At 66.6% G+C, this 20,944-nt stretch carries 20 protein-coding genes; 3 read left to right on the top strand and 17 right to left on the bottom strand.

The window, feature by feature from the left end; translation table 11 throughout:
* Positions 1-180: GTP-binding protein (locus BMX04_RS19640; RefSeq protein WP_244888487.1), on the bottom strand; the 180-nt coding region annotated here is incomplete at its 3' end.
* 54 nt (positions 181-234) lie between these two features.
* Positions 235-963, bottom strand: a complete 729-nt coding sequence (locus BMX04_RS06005) for a hypothetical protein (protein WP_074785426.1) — start codon at positions 961-963, stop codon at positions 235-237.
* Between the two features lie 120 nt (positions 964-1,083).
* Between BMX04_RS06005 and BMX04_RS06000 the strand changes: the two genes are divergently transcribed.
* Positions 1,084-2,445 (top strand): cytochrome P450, encoded by a 1,362-nt coding sequence (locus BMX04_RS06000; RefSeq protein WP_074785425.1) that lies wholly within the window; start codon positions 1,084-1,086, stop codon positions 2,443-2,445.
* Between the two features lie 244 nt (positions 2,446-2,689).
* On the opposite strand, the gene BMX04_RS05995 is transcribed toward BMX04_RS06000, so the two are convergent.
* Positions 2,690-3,565, bottom strand: coding sequence for a 3-hydroxybutyryl-CoA dehydrogenase (locus BMX04_RS05995; protein ID WP_074785444.1), 876 nt, complete (start codon positions 3,563-3,565; stop codon positions 2,690-2,692).
* A 163-nt stretch (positions 3,566-3,728) separates the two neighbouring features.
* Between BMX04_RS05995 and BMX04_RS05990 the strand changes: the two genes are divergently transcribed.
* Positions 3,729-4,562 (top strand): DUF6473 family protein, encoded by an 834-nt coding sequence (locus BMX04_RS05990; protein ID WP_074785424.1) that lies wholly within the window; start codon positions 3,729-3,731, stop codon positions 4,560-4,562.
* 49 nt (positions 4,563-4,611) lie between these two features.
* Here the strand turns inward: BMX04_RS05990 and BMX04_RS05985 are convergent, their stop codons facing one another.
* The 6 genes from BMX04_RS05985 to BMX04_RS05960 all read right to left on the bottom strand — a co-directional run bounded on the left by BMX04_RS05985 (position 4,612) and on the right by BMX04_RS05960 (position 8,864).
* A complete protein-coding gene (locus BMX04_RS05985) occupies positions 4,612-5,538 on the bottom strand; it encodes an electron transfer flavoprotein subunit alpha/FixB family protein (RefSeq protein ID WP_074785423.1) in 927 nt (308 codons plus the stop codon).
* A complete protein-coding gene (locus BMX04_RS05980) occupies positions 5,538-6,296 on the bottom strand; it encodes an electron transfer flavoprotein subunit beta/FixA family protein (protein ID WP_074785422.1) in 759 nt (252 codons plus the stop codon). The genes BMX04_RS05985 and BMX04_RS05980 overlap by 1 nt, the downstream gene beginning before the upstream one ends.
* A gap of 168 nt (positions 6,297-6,464) precedes the next feature.
* On the bottom strand, positions 6,465-7,037 hold the full coding sequence (locus tag BMX04_RS05975) for a cob(I)yrinic acid a,c-diamide adenosyltransferase (protein WP_074785421.1): 573 nt from the start codon (positions 7,035-7,037) through the stop codon (positions 6,465-6,467).
* 4 nt (positions 7,038-7,041) lie between these two features.
* Positions 7,042-7,248: a twin transmembrane helix small protein gene (locus tag BMX04_RS05970; RefSeq protein WP_050664271.1), complete on the bottom strand. Its 207-nt coding sequence runs from the start codon at positions 7,246-7,248 to the stop codon at positions 7,042-7,044.
* A 102-nt stretch (positions 7,249-7,350) separates the two neighbouring features.
* Positions 7,351-8,178, bottom strand: coding sequence for an SDR family NAD(P)-dependent oxidoreductase (locus tag BMX04_RS05965; RefSeq protein WP_074785420.1), 828 nt, complete (start codon positions 8,176-8,178; stop codon positions 7,351-7,353).
* Between the two features lie 38 nt (positions 8,179-8,216).
* Entirely contained in the window at positions 8,217-8,864 is a 648-nt protein-coding gene (locus BMX04_RS05960) for an SH3 domain-containing protein (protein ID WP_074785419.1), read from the bottom strand.
* A 158-nt stretch (positions 8,865-9,022) separates the two neighbouring features.
* Between BMX04_RS05960 and BMX04_RS05955 the strand changes: the two genes are divergently transcribed.
* Positions 9,023-11,329, top strand: a complete 2,307-nt coding sequence (locus tag BMX04_RS05955; protein WP_074785418.1) for a DNA topoisomerase IV subunit A — start codon at positions 9,023-9,025, stop codon at positions 11,327-11,329.
* Here the strand turns inward: BMX04_RS05955 and BMX04_RS05950 are convergent.
* The 8 genes from BMX04_RS05950 to BMX04_RS05915 form a co-directional block, all read right to left on the bottom strand.
* Positions 11,322-12,257 (bottom strand): metal ABC transporter permease, encoded by a 936-nt coding sequence (locus BMX04_RS05950; RefSeq protein WP_175477331.1) that lies wholly within the window; start codon positions 12,255-12,257, stop codon positions 11,322-11,324. The two genes, BMX04_RS05955 and BMX04_RS05950, sit on opposite strands and share 8 nt — an antisense overlap.
* Complete coding sequence (locus BMX04_RS05945; RefSeq protein WP_074785443.1) at positions 12,257-13,456, bottom strand: metal ABC transporter permease; 1,200 nt, start codon at positions 13,454-13,456, stop codon at positions 12,257-12,259. The genes BMX04_RS05950 and BMX04_RS05945 overlap by 1 nt, the downstream gene beginning before the upstream one ends.
* 4 nt (positions 13,457-13,460) lie before the next feature.
* On the bottom strand, positions 13,461-14,246 hold the full coding sequence (locus BMX04_RS05940) for a metal ABC transporter ATP-binding protein (protein ID WP_074785416.1): 786 nt from the start codon (positions 14,244-14,246) through the stop codon (positions 13,461-13,463).
* A 2-nt stretch (positions 14,247-14,248) separates the two neighbouring features.
* Positions 14,249-15,223 (bottom strand): metal ABC transporter solute-binding protein, Zn/Mn family, encoded by a 975-nt coding sequence (locus BMX04_RS05935; RefSeq protein ID WP_074785415.1) that lies wholly within the window; start codon positions 15,221-15,223, stop codon positions 14,249-14,251.
* Positions 15,224-15,328: 105 nt separating this feature from the next.
* Entirely contained in the window at positions 15,329-16,090 is a 762-nt protein-coding gene (locus BMX04_RS05930) for an SDR family oxidoreductase (RefSeq protein WP_074785414.1), read from the bottom strand.
* Entirely contained in the window at positions 16,087-17,664 is a 1,578-nt protein-coding gene (locus tag BMX04_RS05925) for a GMC oxidoreductase (protein ID WP_074785413.1), read from the bottom strand. The genes BMX04_RS05930 and BMX04_RS05925 overlap by 4 nt, the downstream gene beginning before the upstream one ends.
* Complete coding sequence (locus tag BMX04_RS05920; RefSeq protein ID WP_074785412.1) at positions 17,661-19,655, bottom strand: acyltransferase family protein; 1,995 nt, start codon at positions 19,653-19,655, stop codon at positions 17,661-17,663. The genes BMX04_RS05925 and BMX04_RS05920 overlap by 4 nt, the downstream gene beginning before the upstream one ends.
* Positions 19,652-20,941, bottom strand: coding sequence for a glycosyltransferase family 4 protein (locus BMX04_RS05915; protein WP_074785411.1), 1,290 nt, complete (start codon positions 20,939-20,941; stop codon positions 19,652-19,654). Before BMX04_RS05915 ends, BMX04_RS05920 begins: the two co-directional genes overlap by 4 nt.
* Positions 20,942-20,944: the final 3 nt, after the last annotated feature.

Raw genomic sequence — 20,944 nt, 5'->3', positions numbered from 1 at the left:
CGTCAGCGTCGTCTTGCCGTGGTCCACATGCCCGATCGTGCCGATGTTCACATGCGGTTTCGAACGGTCAAACTTTTCCTTTGCCATGGTCGTGGGCGCCTTGTCAGTTGGGGGGCCGTCGTGGCCCGATTGTTGCTCCGCGCGCCGTTTATTGAGTCTGGACGGGAAAATCAAGCCCAACCTCGCCCACGCCTGCCCGCGCGCGGCACGGGCGGCCTGAGCGGCGGCTGCGGATCATTCGATCACGCGCGGTGCGACATCGGGCTCCTCAATGATCTCGACCGCCGCCGTCGCCTGCTCGGCCGGGGTGAGCGGCGCGTCGCCGGTCTCGACACGCGCTGCAGCCTCACCTGCGGCGGGTGTCTCATCGGCACCGGGTGCCGTGCGCGTCAACTCGTCGTCGCTCTTTTTCGACGCGGGAACCCCGTCATCCTCGAACCAGCCAAATTTCTGGTTCTGACGCACCAGCCAGGTCTCGATCTGCTTGGCGGCATTGCGGCTGAGGTTCTGGAGCTGGACCTCCTTGCTCTGGGTCAGGCCGGAGCCGAGAAAGGTCGCGCCCGAAATGCTCTCGACCACGGTGACCATATGCGGCTCGGGGTTGAGCTTCTTGCCCGCCGCGTCATCCCATGCGGTGACATGCAGGATCAGCGCCGATTTCGGCGAGGCCACGATCGGCACCCCCGGCACGGCCAGCACATAGCCCTCGATGCTGACACCCAGGTGATAGAGTTTGGAGCCCTGATAGCGGGTGAACCGGTCGGTCATCGCCTCGGTCACGGCGGCGACCCACTCTTCCTGCGAAGCCTCGCGCGATGCCGGGCCCTTGGTCAGGTTCGGAGCGACGACAACATTGTGCCCCAGCTGGAAATTGCCAAGATAGGCAGGCGCCTCATCCAGATCGTTCGGATTGGTGCAGGCGGTGATGAAGATAAGCCCCAGAAGGGCAAGCAAACGCGTCATTCCGTATCATCCCGGACTAGGCAAACTCGCGCCGCAATACCCCAGAGCGCGGCGGCACGCAATCATTTGCCCGGATCGGGCCGTCATCCTATATCTAGGGCAATCGCGCAGAGGTGCCCCATGCCACAGAGCCAGATCACCCGACCGCCCGTCGGTGTCCCGCTTGTCACCGAACCCCTGGGCGTGCTGGGATCGTTGCGTGCGGCGCGGCGCAACGTGCTGTCGATCATCCCCGATCTCGCCACCCGCCAGCCGATGGTCTCGGGGCGCACCGGCAAGCGCTGGCACATGGTGATGGACCCGGACGCGATCCGGCGCATGCTTCTGGAAAACCTCGACAATTACCCCAAGTCGCTGGTCACCAAGAACCTGCTGCGCCCGGCGATCGGCGAGTCGCTCTTCATTGCCGAGGGCGCGCATTGGCGCTGGCAGAGGCGCACAGCGGCCCCCGCGTTCTCGCATCGCAACGTGATGAACCTCGCCCCGGTCATGACCGATGCCGCCGAACGCAGCGCCGAGCGTATCGCCGCGACCGGGCCGCGCGCCATCGACATGGCCGCCGACATGGTGCGCACCACCTTCGACGTGATCGCCGATGTCACCTTTTCGGGCGACGGCGGGTTCGATCTCGACGCGGTGCATCGCAGCATCGACGCCTATATCGCCGAGGCGGGCCGCCTGTCGCTCTTCGACATCCTCGGCCTGCCGGACTGGGTGCCGCGCCCGGCGCGGGTGATGTCGGGCGGCGCGATGGCCGAGATGAAGCACGCCGCCGACAAGGCGGTCGAGACGCGCCGCGCGCGCGGCCCCCGCGCGGTGCCCGACCTGCTCGATCTGCTGCTCGACGGCGCGGACCCAGAGACCAAGCGCCGGATGAGCACGCCGGAGCTGCGCGACAACCTGCTGACCTTCATCGTGGCGGGCCACGAGACGACCGCCCTCGCGCTCGGCTGGTCGCTCTACCTCTGCGCCTATGACCAACAGGTGCAGGACCGCGCCCGCGCCGAGGCGCAAGCGGTCCTAGCGGGCCGCGCCGCCACCGGCGCGGACGTCGCAAAGCTGCCCTTCATCCGTCAGATCATCGACGAGGCGCTGCGCCTCTATCCGCCTGCGGGCCTGATCTCGCGCACGGCGCAGGCGGCCGATACACTCTGCGGGCGCGAGATCAGGCCCGGCGACACGGTGATGATCCCGATCTACGCGCTGCATCGCAACCACCTGCTATGGGAGGCCCCCGACGCCTTCGATCCCGATCGCTTTGCCGACCGCAAAAACACCCCGCGCTACAGCTACCTGCCCTTCGGTGACGGGCCGCGCATCTGCATCGGAGCGAGCTTTGCGCTGCAGGAAGCGGTGATCGTGCTTGCCACGCTGCTGTCCCGCTTTCGCTTCACGCCGGTGCCCGGGCGTGATCCCGCCCCGGTGATGATCCTCACCCTGCGCCCCGAAGGCGGCGTCTGGCTGATGGCCGAGGCGGTGTAAGTAGCGGCAGGGTTGGACTGGAGCGGACATAGCACCCCGCCAGAAGGTGCCGCGTGATCGCAGGGCCGAGGACTGGCGATACAACGGTTGTGGAGGGTGCTTTATCCCAGCAACTTCCGTGTGACCTCAATACGTTGCGCGCCCGACCAAATCGCCAGGCCGCGGGACGGCCCGGCGATCGCGCGGCACCTTCGGTGCGTTTCGCGCGGGCGTCGCTTATGTCAGCTCAAAGCCACCCCTGCCCTCACCGCGTCGGCACCGGCTCCTCGCCGCGATAGTCATAGAAACCACGCCCGGCCTTACGCCCCAGCCAACCCGCCTCGACATACTTGGTCAACAGCGGACAGGGCCGGTACTTGGTATCCGCCAGCCCGTCATGCAGCACGTTCATAATCGCAAGACAGGTGTCGAGCCCGATGAAATCCGCCAGTTCCAGCGGCCCCATCGGGTGGTTGGCCCCCAGCTTCAGCGACTGATCGATGGACTGCACGTTGCCCACCCCCTCATAGAGCGTATAGACCGCCTCGTTGATCATCGGCATCAGGATGCGGTTGACGATGAAAGCCGGGAAATCCTCGGCGCTGGCCGCCGTCTTGCCCAGTTTGTCCACCACCGCGCGGCAGGCCTCGAACGTGTCCTTGTCGGTGGCGATGCCGCGAATGAGCTCCACCAACTGCATCACCGGCACCGGGTTCATGAAATGGAACCCCATGAATTTCTCGGGCCGGTCGGTGCGGCTCGCCAGCCGAGTGATCGAGATCGACGAGGTGTTCGAGGTCAGGATCGTCTGCGGCCCCAGATGCGGCAGCAACTCGTCGAAGATCGCCTGTTTCACGACCTCGCGCTCGGTCGCGGCCTCGATGATCAGGTCGCTCTGGCCCAGATCGGTCAGGGTTTGCGTCGTGGTGATCCGCGCCAGCGCGACCTCAAGCTCGTCTTGAGTGATCTTTTCCCGGCTCACCTGCCGGTCAAGGTTCTTGCGGATCGTCGCCATCGCCTTGTCGAGCGCCTCGCGGCTGATATCGTTCAGCGCCACCTCGTAGCCCGCCAGCGCCATGACATGCGCGATCCCGTTGCCCATCTGCCCCGCGCCGACAACGCCGATTGTCCTGATTTCCATCGCCCGATCCTCGTGATTTTGCCGCGCCAGCATAGGCCCCAGCAGGGCCGGGCCGCAAGGGCCGCAGGTGCCTAAACTTATCCGCGAATTCGACGTTTAAGGGAATGGAAACGGGAATCGGAAAATCCTGCGTCCGGGTGACTTGATATAAGGGGTGGGACCGATGGTCTTCGAACGCATGGGGCGCACGCCCCTTGACTACAAGCCTGTGCGATACGGCACGTCTAAACTTACATTTCGTGGACCGCTGCGTGACCTTTCGGGCGAGTATGTCGCCTGTCTGGGCGGCACCGAGACGCATGGCAAATTCCTCGACCGGCCCTGGCCTGAACGGCTTGAGGCGGATCTTGGTCGGCCTTGCGTCAATTTCGGCCTGCCCAATGCCGGGCCGGACGTCTTCCTGCGCGATGCGGGATTGCTGGATCTCGTGCGTGGGGCCTCTGCCGTGGTTCTGCAGGTGCCCTGCGCGATGAACCTCTCGAACCCCTATTACGACGTGCATCCGCGCCGCAACGACCGCTTTGTCAGCGCCAGCGCCCGGCTGCGCCGTCTTTATCCGGAGGTGGACTTTACCGAATTCCACTTCACCCGCCACATGATGCGGCGGCTTGCCTCTCTCGCGCCGGAGCGTTTCACGCTGTTGCGCGACAGCCTGCAGGATATCTGGATCGACCGGATGCAGCGCGCCATCGCTCTTATCGACCGGCCCGTCATTCTGTTGTGGCTGGCCAATCACGCCCCGGGGCCGAACCCGAATTCCACAGAGATCTGCGACGATCCGGCCTTTGTGAGCCTTGCGATGATGCGCGCCATCCGCCCGCGCGCCGCCCACCTGACGCAGATGGTGATCAGCAAGACCGCGCGCAACCAGGGCACGCGTGGCATGCGCTTCTCACCGATGGAGGAAAGCGCCGCCGCCGACCTGCCCGGCCCGCTCGCCCATGCCGAGGCGGCGCAGGCCCTGCTGCCCGCTCTGCGCGCGCTGACCGAGGCATGAAAAAACCCGCGCCGATTGGGCGCGGGCCTTGGTCCGGTGTCAAAGGGACTCAGAGCTTTTCGGTCAGTTCCGGCAAGGCGGTGAAGAGGTCGGCCACCAGCCCGTAATCGGCAACCTGAAAGATCGGCGCCTCTTCGTCCTTGTTGATCGCGACGATGATCTTGCTGTCCTTCATGCCGGCGAGGTGCTGAATCGCACCCGAGATGCCGACGGCGACATAGAGATCGGGGGCTACGACCTTGCCGGTCTGACCAACCTGCCAGTCATTCGGCGCATAGCCCGAATCGACCGCGGCCCGGCTTGCGCCCACGGCAGCGCCCAGCTTGTCCGCCAGCTTCTCGATCAGCGCGAAATCGTCCTGGCTGCCGACACCGCGACCGCCCGAGACCACGACGCCCGCCGAGGTGAGTTCGGGGCGGTCGCTTGCAGCCACCTTGTCCTCGACCCATTCGCTCAGGCCCGGATTGTCCGCTGCCGAGATGGTCTCGACCGGGGCCGCCGCCTGTTCGCCCGCCGCATCAAACGTCGAGGTGCGGAAGCTGATGACCTTCTTGGCATCGCGCGATTTCACGGTCTGGATCGCGTTGCCCGCGTAGATCGGCCGCTCGAACGTGTCGGCATCGACCACGCCGGAGGCATCGGAGATCACCATCACATCCAGGAGCGCCGCGACGCGCGGCAGCACGTTCTTGGCGTCGGTCGTGGCCGGGGCCACGATGTGGCTGTAATCCCCCGCGAGGCTGACGATCAGCGCCGCCGTCGGCTCGGCCAGACGATGACCGAGCGAGGCATCCTCGGCCACCAGCACCTTGGCGACACCGGCGATCTTGGCCGCCGCCTCGCCCGCCGCCGCCGCAGAGGCCCCGGCACAGAGCACCGTCACATCGCCCAGTTTCGCAGAGGCGGTAACCGCCTTGGAGGTCGCATCGAGATTGAGGTCACCATCGGTGACTTCGGCAAGAAGAAGTACAGACATCAGACGGCCCCCGCTTCCTTGAGTTTCGCAACAAGCTCATCGACCGAGCCCACGATTTCGCCGGCCTTGCGAGCCTCGGGCTCTGCCGTGCCGGTAACTTCCAGACGCGGTGTCACGTCCACACCGTAACCGGCGGCGGTCTTCTCATCGAGCGGCTTTTTCTTCGCCTTCATGATGTTGGGAAGGCTGGCATAGCGCGGCTCGTTGAGGCGCAGGTCGACCGTGACGATGGCGGGCATGCCCACCTTGATCGTCTGCAAGCCGCCATCGACCTCACGGGTCACGAGCGCGCTGTCGCCCTCGATCTCCAGTTTTGAGGCAAACGTCGCCTGCGACCAGCCCAGCAGCGCCGAGAGCATCTGCCCGGTGGCGTTCATGTCATTGTCGATCGCCTGCTTGCCGCAAAGCACGAGGCCGGGGGCCTCTTCCTCAACGATTTTCGCAAGGATTTTCGCCACGGACAAAGGCTCGATATCCTGATGCACATCGTCGGCGGCAACCACGAGGATCGCGCGATCCGCGCCCATGGCCAATGCGGTGCGCAGCGTTTCCTGCGCCTGCTTCACGCCGATGGAGACGGCGATCACCTCGTCGGCCTTGCCCGCCTCTTTCAGGCGAATCGCCTCTTCGACGGCAATCTCGTCGAACGGGTTCATCGACATCTTCACATTGGCAAGATCGACACCGCTTCCGTCCGCCTTGACGCGAACCTTCACGTTATAGTCGATCACGCGTTTGACAGGCACTAGAACCTTCATTGGCATGGTCTCCCTTAAAGTGGTGAAGAGCCGGTCCGACTCTTCGTCTTATTCGTCTCGCGCGTTGATACCGGGTCAGGCCGCGCGAAAACAGAGTAAAATCGTCACGTCAGAGCCCGGCGACGTCGCGTTTCGGGCTTTTCACGACAGGATCGTTGCAGGAGTGTTTCAGCGGTTAGCGCCCGGAACCCACAGCACATCCTCCTTGCCGCCGTCATTTGCCATCCGGGCGGCGACAAAGAACCAGTCGCTCAGCCGGTTGAGATAACGCACGGCAGCGTCGTTCACATGTTCCAGTGCCGACAACTCCACCGTCAGCCGCTCGGCCCGGCGCGACACGGTGCGGCAGAGATGCAGATGCGCCGAGAGCGCGCTGCCGCCGGGCAGGATGAAACTGCGGAGCGGCTCCAGATGCTTGTTCATCGCGTCGATCTCGGCCTCCAGCCGGTCAACCTGCGCGGGCACCATGCGCAGCACCGGATATTCGGACTCTTCGTCCTTTTGCATGTCCGGGCGACAAAGATCGGCCCCCAGATCAAAGAGGTCGTTCTGAATGCGCGCCAGCGCCGCGTCGGTCTCACCCGAGGCATGCAGCCGTGCAAGGCCAAGCGTCGCGTTCAGCTCATCGACGGTGCCATAGGCCGTGACCCGCGCCGAATGCTTGGCCACCCGCGTGCCATTGCCCAGCGCGGTTTCGCCCGCGTCCCCGGTGCGCGTGTAAATCTTGTTGAGAACCACCATCGGCTCAGCCTCCCTGCCTGCGGAAATAAACGAAAATCAGAATGAGAACGATGGCCACGAACTGCGCAATCAGCCGCCACCGCATGTACTTGTTGGACCGTTTGGCATTCTCCACCCCTTCCTTGCCGAAGGTGGCAATGCCGCGGATAAGGATGATCGCCACGACGGCACAGCCCGCAGCCACAAGCAGGAATAACGGGTCTTTCCACATAAGGCGTCCTTTCCGAGTCGGTCTCGTGGGGCACATCTAGGCGGGGCGCGGCCAAAAGCGAAAGAGAAAATGTGACGCGGGCCGCCCTGACAGCCGCACAGCTCAGCCCTTGGATATGATCCAGTCGAGCGCGCGCGCAGGCAGAACCCGGCGCAGCACGCCCATTACATAGGTCGGTGTTGTCACATAATAGCGCGGCTTGGGGCGCGTGGCCTCGAGCGCATGCACCAGTTTCTTCGTGACCGCCCCTGCCGGCCATTGCGGCCCCTTGCTGCTGCCCTCGTAAAGCTGCGTCAAAAGATCGGCACGATATTCCTCCACGCGAAGCGAGTTTTCCCAGTCGATCCACTTCTCGAACTGCTTGATCGCATTCTGGCGAAACGCCGTCTCGATCGGTCCGGGATCGAGGATCGACACCGCTATGCCGGTCCCCGACAGCTCCATCCGCATCGCATCGCTCAGACCCTCCAGCGCGAACTTGGTCGCCACATAGGCACCGCGCCATTTCATCGCCACGAGGCCAAGCACCGACGAGCATTGCACGATCCGGCCATGCCCCTGCGCGCGCATCACCGGGATCACTTGCCGCGTCAGATCATGCCAACCGATCAGGTTGGCCTGAAAGATCGTGCGCAGCGCCTCGGTCGGCACATCCTCGACCGGGCCGGGCACAGCATAGGCCCCGTTGTTGAACAACGCATCAAGCCGCCCGCCCGTGGCCTCCAGCACCTCGGCGAGGCCAGAGGCGATGCTGGCCTCGTCCTCGTAGTCGATGCGCGGGGCCTCGAACCCCTCGCCGCGCAGCCGGTCGCAATCGGCCTGCGCGCGGCAGGCGGCAAACACCCGCCAGCCTCGCTCCCGCAACCTGTGCGCCGCGTCATATCCGATGCCCGACGAGCACCCGGTGATCAGGATAGTTTTCTTGCTCATGGCGGGGTTTGTGACCGGTCCCTGCCCGCAACGCAAGCCTACTCGGACGCCACCGTCAAAAGCCGGTCGGCCATCCACCCAATGCGCCCCGTCCCGGCCACCCGCAGCTTGATCCAGCCATTGCCCGGATCACGCAGCACGATCACCTCGGTCCCGCGTGCAAGACTGGTGATCGCGCCAAAGGCGGTGCCCGGCCCGGTGCGCAGGTTGACGGATGTGCCCGCAACACGGCGCGTCTCGGTCACCGGCGCGAATGACGACACCGCGTCACCGGGCACCGCCACGCCGATGGGCGTTTCGCTGCGCGCAACGGCGACGGTCGGCACCGTGATCTCGGGGGTCTCGGGCCCGGCAAGATCAGGTTCGACAGGTTCGACGGCGGCAGAGGGCCGGGACACGTCACCCTCCGCCGCCGAGGCGAGTGTCACTTCCACCCGCTGTCCCATGGTCAGACCCAGACCATGCAGCGAGGTGACCGTGCGCGTCACCCGCGTGTCGGGCTGCAGCAGGCCGTCCTGCGCGATCTCGATCACGTTCACCCGCAGCGGGCGCGGTTTCGGTCTTTGATTGTCGAGCGTCGCCCGCATCTGAATGGAGTTGGCCGAAGGACGATACTCCGCCCCGCCACTCATCTCGTAAAATCCCCAGCCCAGAAAAACAAAGCTCAGCAAAATAAAGCGCCACATCGCGCATCCCCCGATTACACACACATGTCAAAAAGCTTGGCAGCTACCTCATAATAGCCGATTCGCGCGTTCCCGCGACGGGGAAAATCAGGAAAGTTTACGCCGCCTGCCCCGATCCCCGCTTTACGGTGCATTCCAGTGGCGATATCACAATATCCATGAGTGATTTGATCGACGACCCCAACATGATGCCCGAAGCGACATCAGAGCCGCTGCGCCGTGCCATCGGCGACCGCTACCTGACCTATGCGCTCTCGACGATCATGCATCGCGCGCTGCCCGATGCGCGCGACGGGTTGAAGCCGGTGCACCGGCGCATCCTCTACGCGATGCGCGAACTGAGGCTTGCCAGCACCGGGGGATTTCGCAAATCCGCCAAGATTTCCGGCGACGTAATGGGCAACTATCACCCGCATGGCGATGCCGCGATCTACGATGCCATGGCCCGCCTCGCACAAGATTTCGCGGTGCGCTACCCGCTGGTGGACGGCCAGGGCAATTTCGGCAATATCGACGGCGACAACCCCGCCGCCTCGCGCTACACCGAGGCGCGGATGACGCCCTTTGCCGAGGCGCTGCTCGACGGCCTCGCCGAGGATGCGGTTGATTACCGCGACAACTACGACGGCACCCTGCGCGAGCCGGTGGTGCTGCCCGCCGCCTTCCCGAACCTGCTGGCCAACGGCTCGTCGGGGATTGCCGTCGGCATGGCCACCAACATCCCGCCGCATAACATCGCCGAATTGATCGACGCCTGCATTCACCTGATCAAGACGCCCGATGCGCGCGACGACACCCTGCTGAACTACATCCCCGGCCCCGATTTCCCCACCGGCGGCGTCATCGTCGAGCCACCCGAGAGCATCGCGCAGGCCTACCGCACCGGACGCGGCGCGTTCCGCCTGCGCTGCAAGTGGGAGGTCGAGGATATGGGCCGCGGCCAATGGCAGATCGTGGTCACCGAAATTCCCTACCAGGTGCAGAAATCCAAGCTGATCGAGCGCATCGCCGAACTGATCCAGACCCGCAAGATCCCCGTCCTCGCCGATGTCCGCGACGAGAGCACCGATGACGTGCGCCTCATCCTCGAGCCGCGTTCGAAGAACGTCGATCCCGAGGTCCTGATGGGGCTGATGTATCGCAATTCCGACCTGGAACTGCGCTTCTCGCTCAACATGAACGTGCTGGTCGACGGGGTGACGCCGCGGGTCTGCTCGCTCAAAGAGGTGCTGCGCGCCTTCCTCGATTTCCGGCAGGAGGTGCTACTGCGCCGCTCGCAGCACCGGATGGAAAAGATCGACCACCGGCTCGAAGTGCTGGAAGGTCTGATCGTCGCCTTCCTCAACCTCGACCGGGTTATCGACATCATCCGCTATGACGAAGAGCCCAAACCGGCGCTGATGCGCGAGGATTGGGGCCGCACGTTCACCCGCGCCACCTCCGAGGCCGATTACGTGCCCCCCGCCCCCACCGATGAGGAGGGGCTGGCGGACGTGCAGGCCGAGGCCATTCTCAACATGCGCCTGCGCAGCCTGCGCCGGCTCGAGGAAATGGAGCTCAAGCGCGAGCGCGACGCGCTGATGGAAGAACGCGCCGGGCTCGAGGACCTGCTCGACGACGTATCCCTGCAATGGGCTGCGGTCGCCGACCAGCTGCGCGAGGTGAAAAAGACCTTCGGCAAGGATCATCCCATCGGCGCCCGCCGCACGCAATTCGCCGAGGCGGGCAAGATCGAGGATGTGCCGCTCGAGGCGATGATCGACCGCGAGCCGATCACCGTGGTCTGCAGCCAGATGGGCTGGATTCGCGCCCTCACCGGCCATATCGACCTGGGTCGCGAGTTGAAGTTCAAGGACGGCGACGCCCCGCGCTTCATGTTCCACGCCGAAACGACGGACCGCATCCTTGTCTTCGGCAGCAACGGGCGCTTCTACACGCTCTCAGCCGCCAACCTGCCCGGCGGGCGCGGCATGGGCGAGCCGCTGCGCCTGATCGTCGATCTGCCCAACGAAGCCGGGATCGTCGATCTGCTCATCCACAAACCGGGCCGCAAGCTGCTCGTGGCCTCCTCGGCGGGCGATGGCTTTGTCGTGCCCGAGGACGAGATCGTCGCCCAGACCCGCAGCGGCAAGCAGGTGCTGAACCTGCGCGAGCCCGCCCGCGCGCAGGTCTGCCGCCCGGTGAGCGGCGATCACGTCGCCTGCGTCGGCGAAAACCGCAAGGTTCTGGTCTTCGCCCTTGATGAGTTGCCGGAACTGACCCGCGGCAAGGGGGTGCGGCTGCAGAAATACAAGGATGGCGGGCTGTCGGATGCCACCACCTTCAGCCTCTCCGAGGGCCTCAGCTGGCGCGATCCGGCGGGGCGCACGCGCACCGAGACCGACCTGACCGAATGGCGCGCCAAACGCGCCAGCTCGGGCCGCATGGCCCCGCGCGGTTTTCCCCGCGACAACCGCTTTAACTGAACGCGCCCGAGGCCTGCGCGTCGCCACCGGTGCGGCAGGGCCCGGCGAGGGCCGCAAGCCCCAGGATCACGCCGGACACGGTCGCGATCATGCCCGCCGCACTCACCGCACTGTCATAGCCCAGCCACAATGGGCCATAGCCCGCCAGCACATAGCCCGAGACCGCCGAGAGCACGGCGAAGCCCACGCTCCAAGCCACCTGCGCGCCCATCCGGTTGGTCATCATCCGCGCCGCCGCAGGCGGGCAGATGAACATCGCGATCACGATGATCGAGCCGACCGCGTCGAACGCCGCCACCGCCGCGATCGCCGCCACCACGATCAGCGACAGGCTGAGCGCCTGCACCGGCAGGCCCATGCTGCGTGCAAAGCCCTCGTCGAAGGTGGAGATCACGAGCGCCCGCCACATCACGCCTGTGAAGATCACCACACCCAGCATCACCGCCGCCATGCGCGGCAATTCCGGCGGCAGCGCACGCAGGGCGTCCGGATCGAGGAGCGCCGCCCAGCCATAGCCGTCGAGCCAGATCAGGCTTTCGAGATTGCCGTAAAGCGCGTGCTGCACGTCGAGATGCACACCCGAGGTCGCGCTTTGTTCGAGCAGCAGCACACCACCCGCGAACATCGCGGTAAAGACCACGCCCATCGCCGCCCCCGGCTCGATCCGGCCCAGCCTGCGAATGACCTCGATCAACACCACCGCGACCAGCGCTGCCGCACCCGCACCCAGCATCATCGGCAGCGCCGCCACGACACCGGTCAGCAAAAAGGCCACGACGATGCCCGGCAGCACCACGTGGCTGATCGCATCGCCGATCAGGGCCTGACGGCGCAGCAACAGGAAATTTCCCGGCAGCGCGCAGGCCACCGCCGCCGCGATCCCGATCAGCAGCGGGGTAAGCGAGAGCATGACGAAATCCGCACCCATCAAACCGCCCCCTCGGGCCGCAGCCCCTGATCGACCGCCGCGATCTGATCGGCGGTCAGCACCTCTCCCAGCGGGGTCAGGCCATCGTAGCGCGCCGCCGCCGCCTCGAATTCCGGATCGCTGCGCAGGATCTGCCAGCGGCGTTCATCGCGCCGCGCGCGCGCCGCCATCGCCCGGCCTTCCTCGGTCGCCACCCCGTCGGCGCGCACCAGCCCGGCGCGGCGCATCAGGCGCAGCGTCAGCGGCTCGTAGACGGGCTGCCCGGTGGCCAGCGCCAGCAGCCCCTGCCGCAGATGCACCCGCCGTTGAAACCGCAGATGCCGCAGCGCCGCCGCCAGCACACCGCGCCCCGGCGCCAGCAAGAGCGACAGCACGAAAAGCCCAAAGGCGGCCAGCACGATGATCGGCCCGGTGGGCAGCGCCGGGGCCGTGGCCGAAATCGCCGCCCCCGCATAGCCCGACAGCCCGCCGATCAGCCCGGCGATGGCCACCACCGCGCCCACCCGCTCGGACCAGAAGCGCGCGGCGACCGGCGGAATGATCAGCAGCGCCACGATCAGCACCAGCCCCACGACCTTGAGCCCCACAACCGTGATCGCCAGCGCCAGTCCCATCATCGCCAGTTCCACCGCCCGCAGGCTGATCCCCTGCCCCATCGCATAACCCGGGTCGAACGCCACCAGCGACATCGGGCGGCGCAGCAGCACGACGAGGGCCAGCACCAGCGCGCCGCCCCCCGCGATCAGCATCGCCTCGTTCCACAGCATCCCCGCCGTGGCCCCCAGCAGGAAGGTCTCCAACCCGGCCTGACGGCCCGAATCCATCACCTGCACCACCGTCAACAGGACGATGCCGAAGCCGAAAAAGACCGACAATACCGCGCCGATCGCCGCATCCTCGGCCAGCCGGGTGCGGGTGGTGAGCCAAGTCACCGCCAACAGCCCGAGACCGGCCGACACTGCCGATCCCAGCATCAGCCCCGGCAGAAACCGCCCGTCGCCGCCGATGGCCACCATCGCCATGAAACCCAAAACCACGCCGGGCAAAGTGGCATGGCTGATCGCGTCACTGACCAGCGCGCGTTTCGAGAGGTAAAGGAACGTGCCCGTGGCCCCCGCCGCCATGCCCAGCATCGCGGCCCCCAAGGTGACCAACGTGGCGTTATAGCCAAGTTGCAGCGTCAGCGCCTGCCACAGCATGCCCTCACCCCGCCGCCACGCCGCCCATCTGGGCGAGCGCCAGACGCCCACCATAGGCGGTTTGCAGGTTCTCGGGCGTAAAGACATCGGCGACCGGCCCCTCGGCAATCGCCGTGGTGTTGATCAGGAAGACCCGGTCGAAATAGTCGGGCACCGTGGCCAGATCGTGATGCACCGCAACCACCGTGGCCCCTTCGGCCTTGAGATCCTTGAGCACGGTGATGATCGCCTTTTCGGTGGCGGCATCGACCCCGGCAAAGGGCTCGTCCAGCAGGTAGAGATCGGCCCCCTGCGCCAGCGCGCGGGCAAGAAACACCCGCTGTTGCTGCCCGCCCGAAAGCTGGCCGATCTGGCGGGCGGCAAAACCGTCCATCCCGACCCGCGCCAAACACTCCATCGCCCGCGCCCGGTGCTGCCCCCGGATGCGTCCCAAAAGGCCCAGATCGCGGTAGAGCCCCATCAGCACCACGTCGAGCACCCGCGCCGGGAAGTCCCAGTCGACGCTCGCGCGCTGCGGCACATAGGCGATGCGCGCGCGCATCTCCGCCAGCGGGCGACCATGACAGCGCACCTGCCCCGAGAGCGGCGTGACAATACCAAGCGCGGCCTTGAGCAGCGTCGATTTGCCCGCCCCGTTGGGGCCGACAATCGCCGTCATCTGACCCGGCTGAAAACCGACATCGACGGAAAACACCGCCGGTTTCTCACCATAGGAAACCGTCAGCCCCCGGATCGAAAGCGGCAGATCATCGTTCTGTTCCGGGGCCGATCCGACAAGTTCCAGTGCCATGCTCAACTCCCCGCCGCCAGACGGCCCAGACGGCCCCGCGCGGGCGCACTGCCACCAAGGGCGCGCGCGATAGTTGTCATGTTATGGTCGATCATGCCCAGATAGGTGCCCTCGTAGCTGCCGGGCCGGCCCATGGCGTCCGAGAAGAGCTCCCCGCCGACGCGCACCTCGTGGCCCTGCGCCGCCCCCCCCTCGATCAGCGCGCGCACGTTGCGATCCGACACGGTGCTTTCGACGAACACCGCCTTGATGTCGCGCGCCACCAGCAGATCGACAAGGTCGCGGATACGCGCCAGACCGGCCTCACTCTCGGTGGAAATGCCTTGGATACCCTCGACCTCATAACCATAGGCGCGCCCGAAATAGCCGAATGCGTCATGCGCGGTGACCAGCACGCGGGCAGGCTCGGGCACCGAGGCCAGAACACCCTCAGCATAGGACCCAAGCGCCGTGATCTCATCCTTGTAGGCCTGCGCGTTGGCCTCGAAAAAGGCGCTGTCCTCGGGGCGCAGATCGCTCAGCGCCCGTGCCACCCGGTCCACCACCGGCAGCCAAAGATCGGGCACCATCCAGACATGCGGATCAAAGCGGCCCTCGTAATCCTCGTGGCCGATACGGGCCTCTTCCGGCACCGCTTCGCCCACAGCAACGACCGGTTGACGGCGGGCCAGCTTGAGCAGGAACTCCTCCATCTGCGCCTCGAGATAGAGCCCGTGCCACAGCACCAGGTCGGCGCGGGTGAGCGCGGCAATATCGCTGCGCGTCTGCCGGTAGGAATGCGGGTCGATCCCCGGCCCCATCAGCCCGCGCACCTCGATCAGATCACCACCCACGACGCGCGCGGCATCGGCGATCATGCCAGTGGTCGCAACGACCGACAGCTTGCCCGCCTGCGCCCGCGCGCCCCCGGCCCAGACCATGGGCGCGACCACGGCCCCGGCGGCGAGGCTCAGAACATGACGGCGATGCAACGACATTCGGCTTCTCCATTGGTTTTGATATGCAATTGAATATGAGAGTGACTCGCAAAATAGTCAAGGAGATTGCAAATCATTCTCAAACTAAAAGGGATGTATCCCCGGCTACGCCTCGATCACCCGCGCGTGCCGCCTGCGCATCAGAACCGCATCCTTGATCCGGCCTTTCAAACCGCGTGAAGGCAGGATCTCACGATCCATCTCGAAGACTGCACCATTGAGTGCCGGATCATCCCAGAGCGCCAGTGCCGCCCCCCATTGCGCCGCCTGAGCCGGGTCGAGCCCCTGCGCAACTCCCATCCGCGTGGCCAGCATCCCCGGCATCCAGTCGCTGATCACGATCCCCGGAAACCGGTCCGCCAGATCGGCGACCAGTGCCCGGCTGAAAATGCGCCCCGCCCCTTTGGACACCGCATAGGCCGAAGAGGCGGGCAGCGGCGCGATATCGGCGAAGGTCGAAACGTTGACGATCCGGCCTCGCCCGCTCTGCACCATCCCGTCAAGTGCAGCGCGGGTGCAATTGACCATGCCGCCAAGGTTGATCGCCACGGTCTCGGCAAAAATCTCGCCACTCTCGTCAAGAAAATCTCGGCGCGGATAAACAGCGGCATTGTTGATCAGCACCGTGACCGGCCCCGCCTCCGCCAGCTGCGCGAAGCCCGCGCGCACGGCCCCTGCATCCGACACATCCGCCACCACCGGCAGGATCTGTCCCTCGGGCGCCATCGCGGCGGTTTCCTCCACGCCGCCCGCGCTGCGCCCCAGTGCCGCCACGCGCATCCCCCGCGCCGCCAGGTCCAGCGCCAGCGCCCGGCCAAGGCCGCCGCCTGCTCCCGTGACCACCGCGATGCCATCCGTCAACGTCATTCCTGCCCCTCCCTGCGCCGAACGATCCCCTCTGCCACCCGCAACGCGTTGGCGGCGATGGTCAGGCTCGGGTTCACCCCCATCGAGGAGGGCATGAACGACGCATCCGCCACATAGAGGTTGCCGATGCCATGCGCCCGGCACTCGGCATCCAGAACGCTGGTGTCTGGGTCGTCGCCCATCCGCAGCGTGCCGCAGGGATGGCCGAAATTCAACTCCGGCGCATGGGTCAGGAAAAACGCACGATGCCCGCGCAGCCCCGCCCGGATCGCCCGGCGAAAGGCACGGCGGCGGGCCAAAAGCTCTGGGTTGAGCGTATAGTCGATATCAATCGCCTCGGGCGTGCGCGCATCCCATGTCACCCGGTTCTCAGGATAACCCAGATCCTCCATCAGCCCGACAAACACCTGCGCCCGCCCCAAGAGCCGCGCCGCCACTGCCGCAGGCAGGCGCGTCAGATGCCGCAACGCGCGCGCATTGCGCAGCGCCGAGCGGTCGAACATGCCATTGAGCGCATGCACGATCTCGCCATAGCCCGCCGCGATCCCCATCGCCTGCACGGTGCCAAAGCGTTGCCCCTGCCAGTGATAGAAATCGCGCAAGCTGATCGCCTTGCCGGGGCCATCCTGCGGCGTGCCGCGTGGCGGCCAGAGCGCGAAAATCTCGTTGAGGTGAAACATCAGGTTGCGCCCGACCAGTCCGCTTGCATTGGCGCAGCCCTCGGGCCACGCCTCGGATGCCGAGGCCAGCAACAGGCGCGGCGAGCCGAGCGCGCCGCCCGCCAGCACGAATTGCCGTGCGCGCAGCTCGAACGCCTCGCCGCCCTGCGTTACCTCGATATGGCTGACGTGATCGGCCCCACCACACAGCCTGCGCACCTCGCAGTCGTCCAGAAGCGCCGCGCGACCGGTCGCCAGCGCCGGCTCCACCCCGGCAGAGCGGCCATCCATCTTGCAGGCGCGCGGGCATTTGCGCCCCAGACAGTCCTTGCACCCGTCCAGATACCGGATCGCGGAATGCAGCCGGTAGGGATGCAGCCCCGCCCCGCGCAGGGAGTGCATCAAGGCCCGGTCCACGCCGGACAAAGGCGGCGGCGCGACCAGCGGATCGGCAGGCTCAGGCGAGAGCGGATCGGCCTCGCCGCAGACATGCAGAAGTTGCTCGGCCTCGGCGTACCAGTCGCGCATCGCGTCATAGCTCATCGGCCAGCCGCCGGTGGGGTGCGGGCGGCCCTCGACAGGCTCCAGATCATGACGCTCGGGCCGCTCCAGAGTGGCGGCGTAGAATACCGACGATCCGCCTACCCCCGCGCCGATGGGGCCGAAAAACTCCGACGCGCGCCCGTCGATCCGCGCCCGGACCCGACCCGGCCAATAGCCGCGCAACTGCCGTGCCACCGGGTCGCCCATCTCGGGGTTCAGCCCCTGCCGCTCGGCGCGATACCCCTGCGGCCCCTTTTCGACAAAAAGCACCTTGAGGCCGCGTTCGGCCAGCCTGCGCCCGATGATCCCGCCGCCCATACCGGCGCCGATCACGATCACATCCCACAGGGTGTCTCGGATATCGCTGCTCATTCCACCCCCTCGAAGACCGGCGCGAACAGATCGCTGAGCGCGATCGCCCCGCGATTGGTCAGATGGTTGTTGTCGAAATAGAGCGCCGCGCCGCCCTGCATGACGGAACAGGATGCGTCATCACATAGCCTCGGCCAGGGGTCGATCACCTCGATCACCCCGGCGGCATCGAGCGCCCGGAGCGGGGCCTCGGCCCGCGCGGCGCGCGCCTCTGCCTCGGGGCGCGGGACGCGCAGCACCTCGTCGGCCACGCCACGCCCATGCACCAGCGCCCGCGCCACGGCACGCGAGTCGTAATCCGGCACCTCCGGCGGCTGGCGCAACAGGTAGAGGCGCGCAAACTGCGGCCCAAGGTCCGCCAGCGTCCGCGTCAGCGCCGCGTTGAACAGCGTATGCTGCGGCCCCTGTGGCAGCAGGCTATCAGGCAATGGCGCAAGCGTGATCCGGTTATCCGCGTCGCGCCCCGCGCCCTGCCCTTCGGCATAATAACTCCAGCGCCCGACCAGCAGCAGCACCTCCAGGCTCTCGATCTGCGCCAGCCCCTCGCGGATCACCCGGTTGGCCTCCGTGCAGGCCGCATCTTGCGCAGGCGTCGCCGCAGTCTCGGTCTTTGACACCCCGAAGAGCGGCGGGCACCCGGCATGCCACAGGATCAGCGCCGGGCGCTCGGCCAGCCACGCCGCCGCCTCCAGCCCCTCTTTCATCGCCCTCAGATGGCTGTCGCCCCAGATCAGAACCTGCGGCGCACCCTCGGGGCCAATCGGGCAGGTCTCGACCCCCGCCAGCGCGCCGCTGCCCGGCACGGTGCAGCGCGACCAGTCCTGATTGAAATCGCCGGAGGCGGCGATATGGGTGCGATATTCGGGCGGAAACCGCGCGGGCAACCCATCCCCGCGCCACAGCACCGCGCCGAATGCCAGTAGCCCGGCAGAGGCCAGCACCGTGCCGCCCAGCAGCACGCGAGTGCCGCCTCGCATGCGCCGCACCGGCCGCTCCACATACCGCCAGGACAGCACCGAAATCACCACCGCCAGCGCCAGCCACCCCACCGCCTCGACTGGCCCGCCATAGCCGCCGCGCCAGTAGGAGGACAGCACGAAAACCGGCCAGTGCCACAGGTAGAGCGAATAGGAAATCAGCCCGATGAACACCGGCCCGGGATGCGCCAGCGCGCGGTTGACCGGGTTCGCCTCGCGCCCGTTCAACAGGATCAGCACCGTGCCCAGAACCGGCCCCAGCGCCTGCCAGCCGGGAAATCCCTCGGCACGGATGAACAGCACCGAGCCGAGGATCAGCGCCAGCCCGGCCCATGACAGCGCCGGATGCAGCGCGTAGCGCCAGCCCCCCTCGCGCCCCGCGATGGTCAGCAGCACGCCCGCCAGCAATTCCCACGCGCGGAACGGAAAGAGGTAGAAGGTGGCCTGCGGCATGCCCCGCGTCAGCCAGATGCAGGCCACCAGCGACAGCACGGCAATCCCCCCGAGGATCACCGGCACCGATGCCCGCAAGCGCAAGAGCACCAGCATCAGAAACGGCAGCACGATGTAGAACTGCTCCTCCACCGCCAGCGACCATGTGTGCAACAGCGGCTTTTCCTCCGACAGCCCGTCGAAATACCCCGCCTCGCGATGGAAATGGATGTTGGAGAGGTACACCGTCGCGGCAATCAGCGACTTGCCGAATTCGCGAAACTCGAACGGCAGCAGGATCAGCCAGCCCATCACCAGCGTCACCCCCGCCATCGCGAAATAGGCAGGCGCCAGTCGCCTTATGCGCCTCAGGTAGAACCGCGCAAGGCGAATGCGGCCAGTCTCGCGGATATCGTCCCAGAGAATGCCGCCGATCAGGAAGCCCGAGATCACGAAGAACACGTCGACCCCGACAAAGCCGCCCGCGATCCCCGGCAGCCCGAAATGATAGAGCACCACCGACAGCACCGCGATGGCGCGCAGCCCGTCGATCTCGGGGCGATAGGCGATTGCAGAACTCACGACGGGAAAACCCGTGGCAGCGGCGCGCCCGTCAGCACCGCGTCATAGACCGCGCGCACCTGTCGCGCCTTGGCGGCCCATGTGGCATGCTCCATCACCCAATCGCGCCCCGCCTGCCCGGTCGCCGCCAGCGCGGCGCGGTCCTGCGTCAGCCGGTCGAGGGCTGCGGCGAAGCCCGCGATGATCTCACCCCGGGTGCCAATCGGCACCTTGGTGCCGCGTGCCGCGTCCACCAATTCCCCTGGCCCGGCATAATCGACGATCAGCGGCGGCACGCCCAGCGCCATTGCCTCAAGCACCACGCCGCCACCGAATTCGCGGATCGACGGAAAGGCGAAGAGGTGGCAGGCCCCAAGCACGTCGCGAACGCGCTCATGCTCCAGCCAGCCGTGAAACGTCACGGCCCCGGCCACGCCCAGCCCCTCGGCCTGCGCGCGCAAGCCCGCCATCATCGGGCCGTCGCCCACGATATCGAGATGCAACCGCCCGGCGCGCATCAGCGGGGCCGCCGCCTCGATCAGCATGTCCGGCCCCTTGTAGGGCACCAGCCGCCCGACGAACCCGGCGCGCATCGGGCCACCCGATGCAGGCGCGGCCACGCCCCCGAACCGCGCCGGATCAATCGCATTCTCCGGCAGGTAGACGGCCTTCTCCTGCGCCCACCCCGGCATTTCCCCCAGCGTGTGCCGCGACCCGGCCAATATCGCCGCTGCGTGACCCAGGGTCGCCCCGCGCCCCGGCAGCGCCTTGTAGACCCCGCGAAGATAGCTGAGGAACTCGCGCTCCTGCCGCCGCTCTGCATCGAACCCCTTGGGCCAGGGCACGCCACCGTTGAGCGGCCCGAGGATGAACGGCACCCCCGCCCGTGCGCATTTGCCCGCCAGCGATGACGATATGGTCGGGCTGAGCGGCGTGATGCGATGCACGATGTCATAGCCCCCGCCCCGGATCTGCGCCCCGAACTGCCGCCAGACCAGATGCTCGAACCACGGATAGCTGATGGCGTTGATCGCCTGCAGCGTCGTCCAGCCCTTGCCCTCCCCCATCCTGAGAAACTCGCCCAGCTTCCACATCGGTCGCGCCAAACCCTCGGAGTCGATGGCGGTGAAATCGCGACCTTCGACCAGCCCGGCGCGCAGGAACGCGTCACGGTTGCGTATCTGCGTGACGATATGCACCTCGGCCACCTCGCGCAGGGCCGTGGCCAGCGACCAGCCGACCAGCGGCACGCTCACCCATTCGGGATTGGCCGCCTCGGCAATGGCCAGAACGCGGGGTTTGCTCATGCG

The organism is Roseovarius tolerans (assembly GCF_900109855.1).
GTDB lineage: Bacteria > Pseudomonadota > Alphaproteobacteria > Rhodobacterales > Rhodobacteraceae > Roseovarius > Roseovarius tolerans.
The sequence above is the reverse complement of the archived record's forward strand: the minus strand, read 5'-3'. Positions and strand labels throughout refer to the sequence as shown.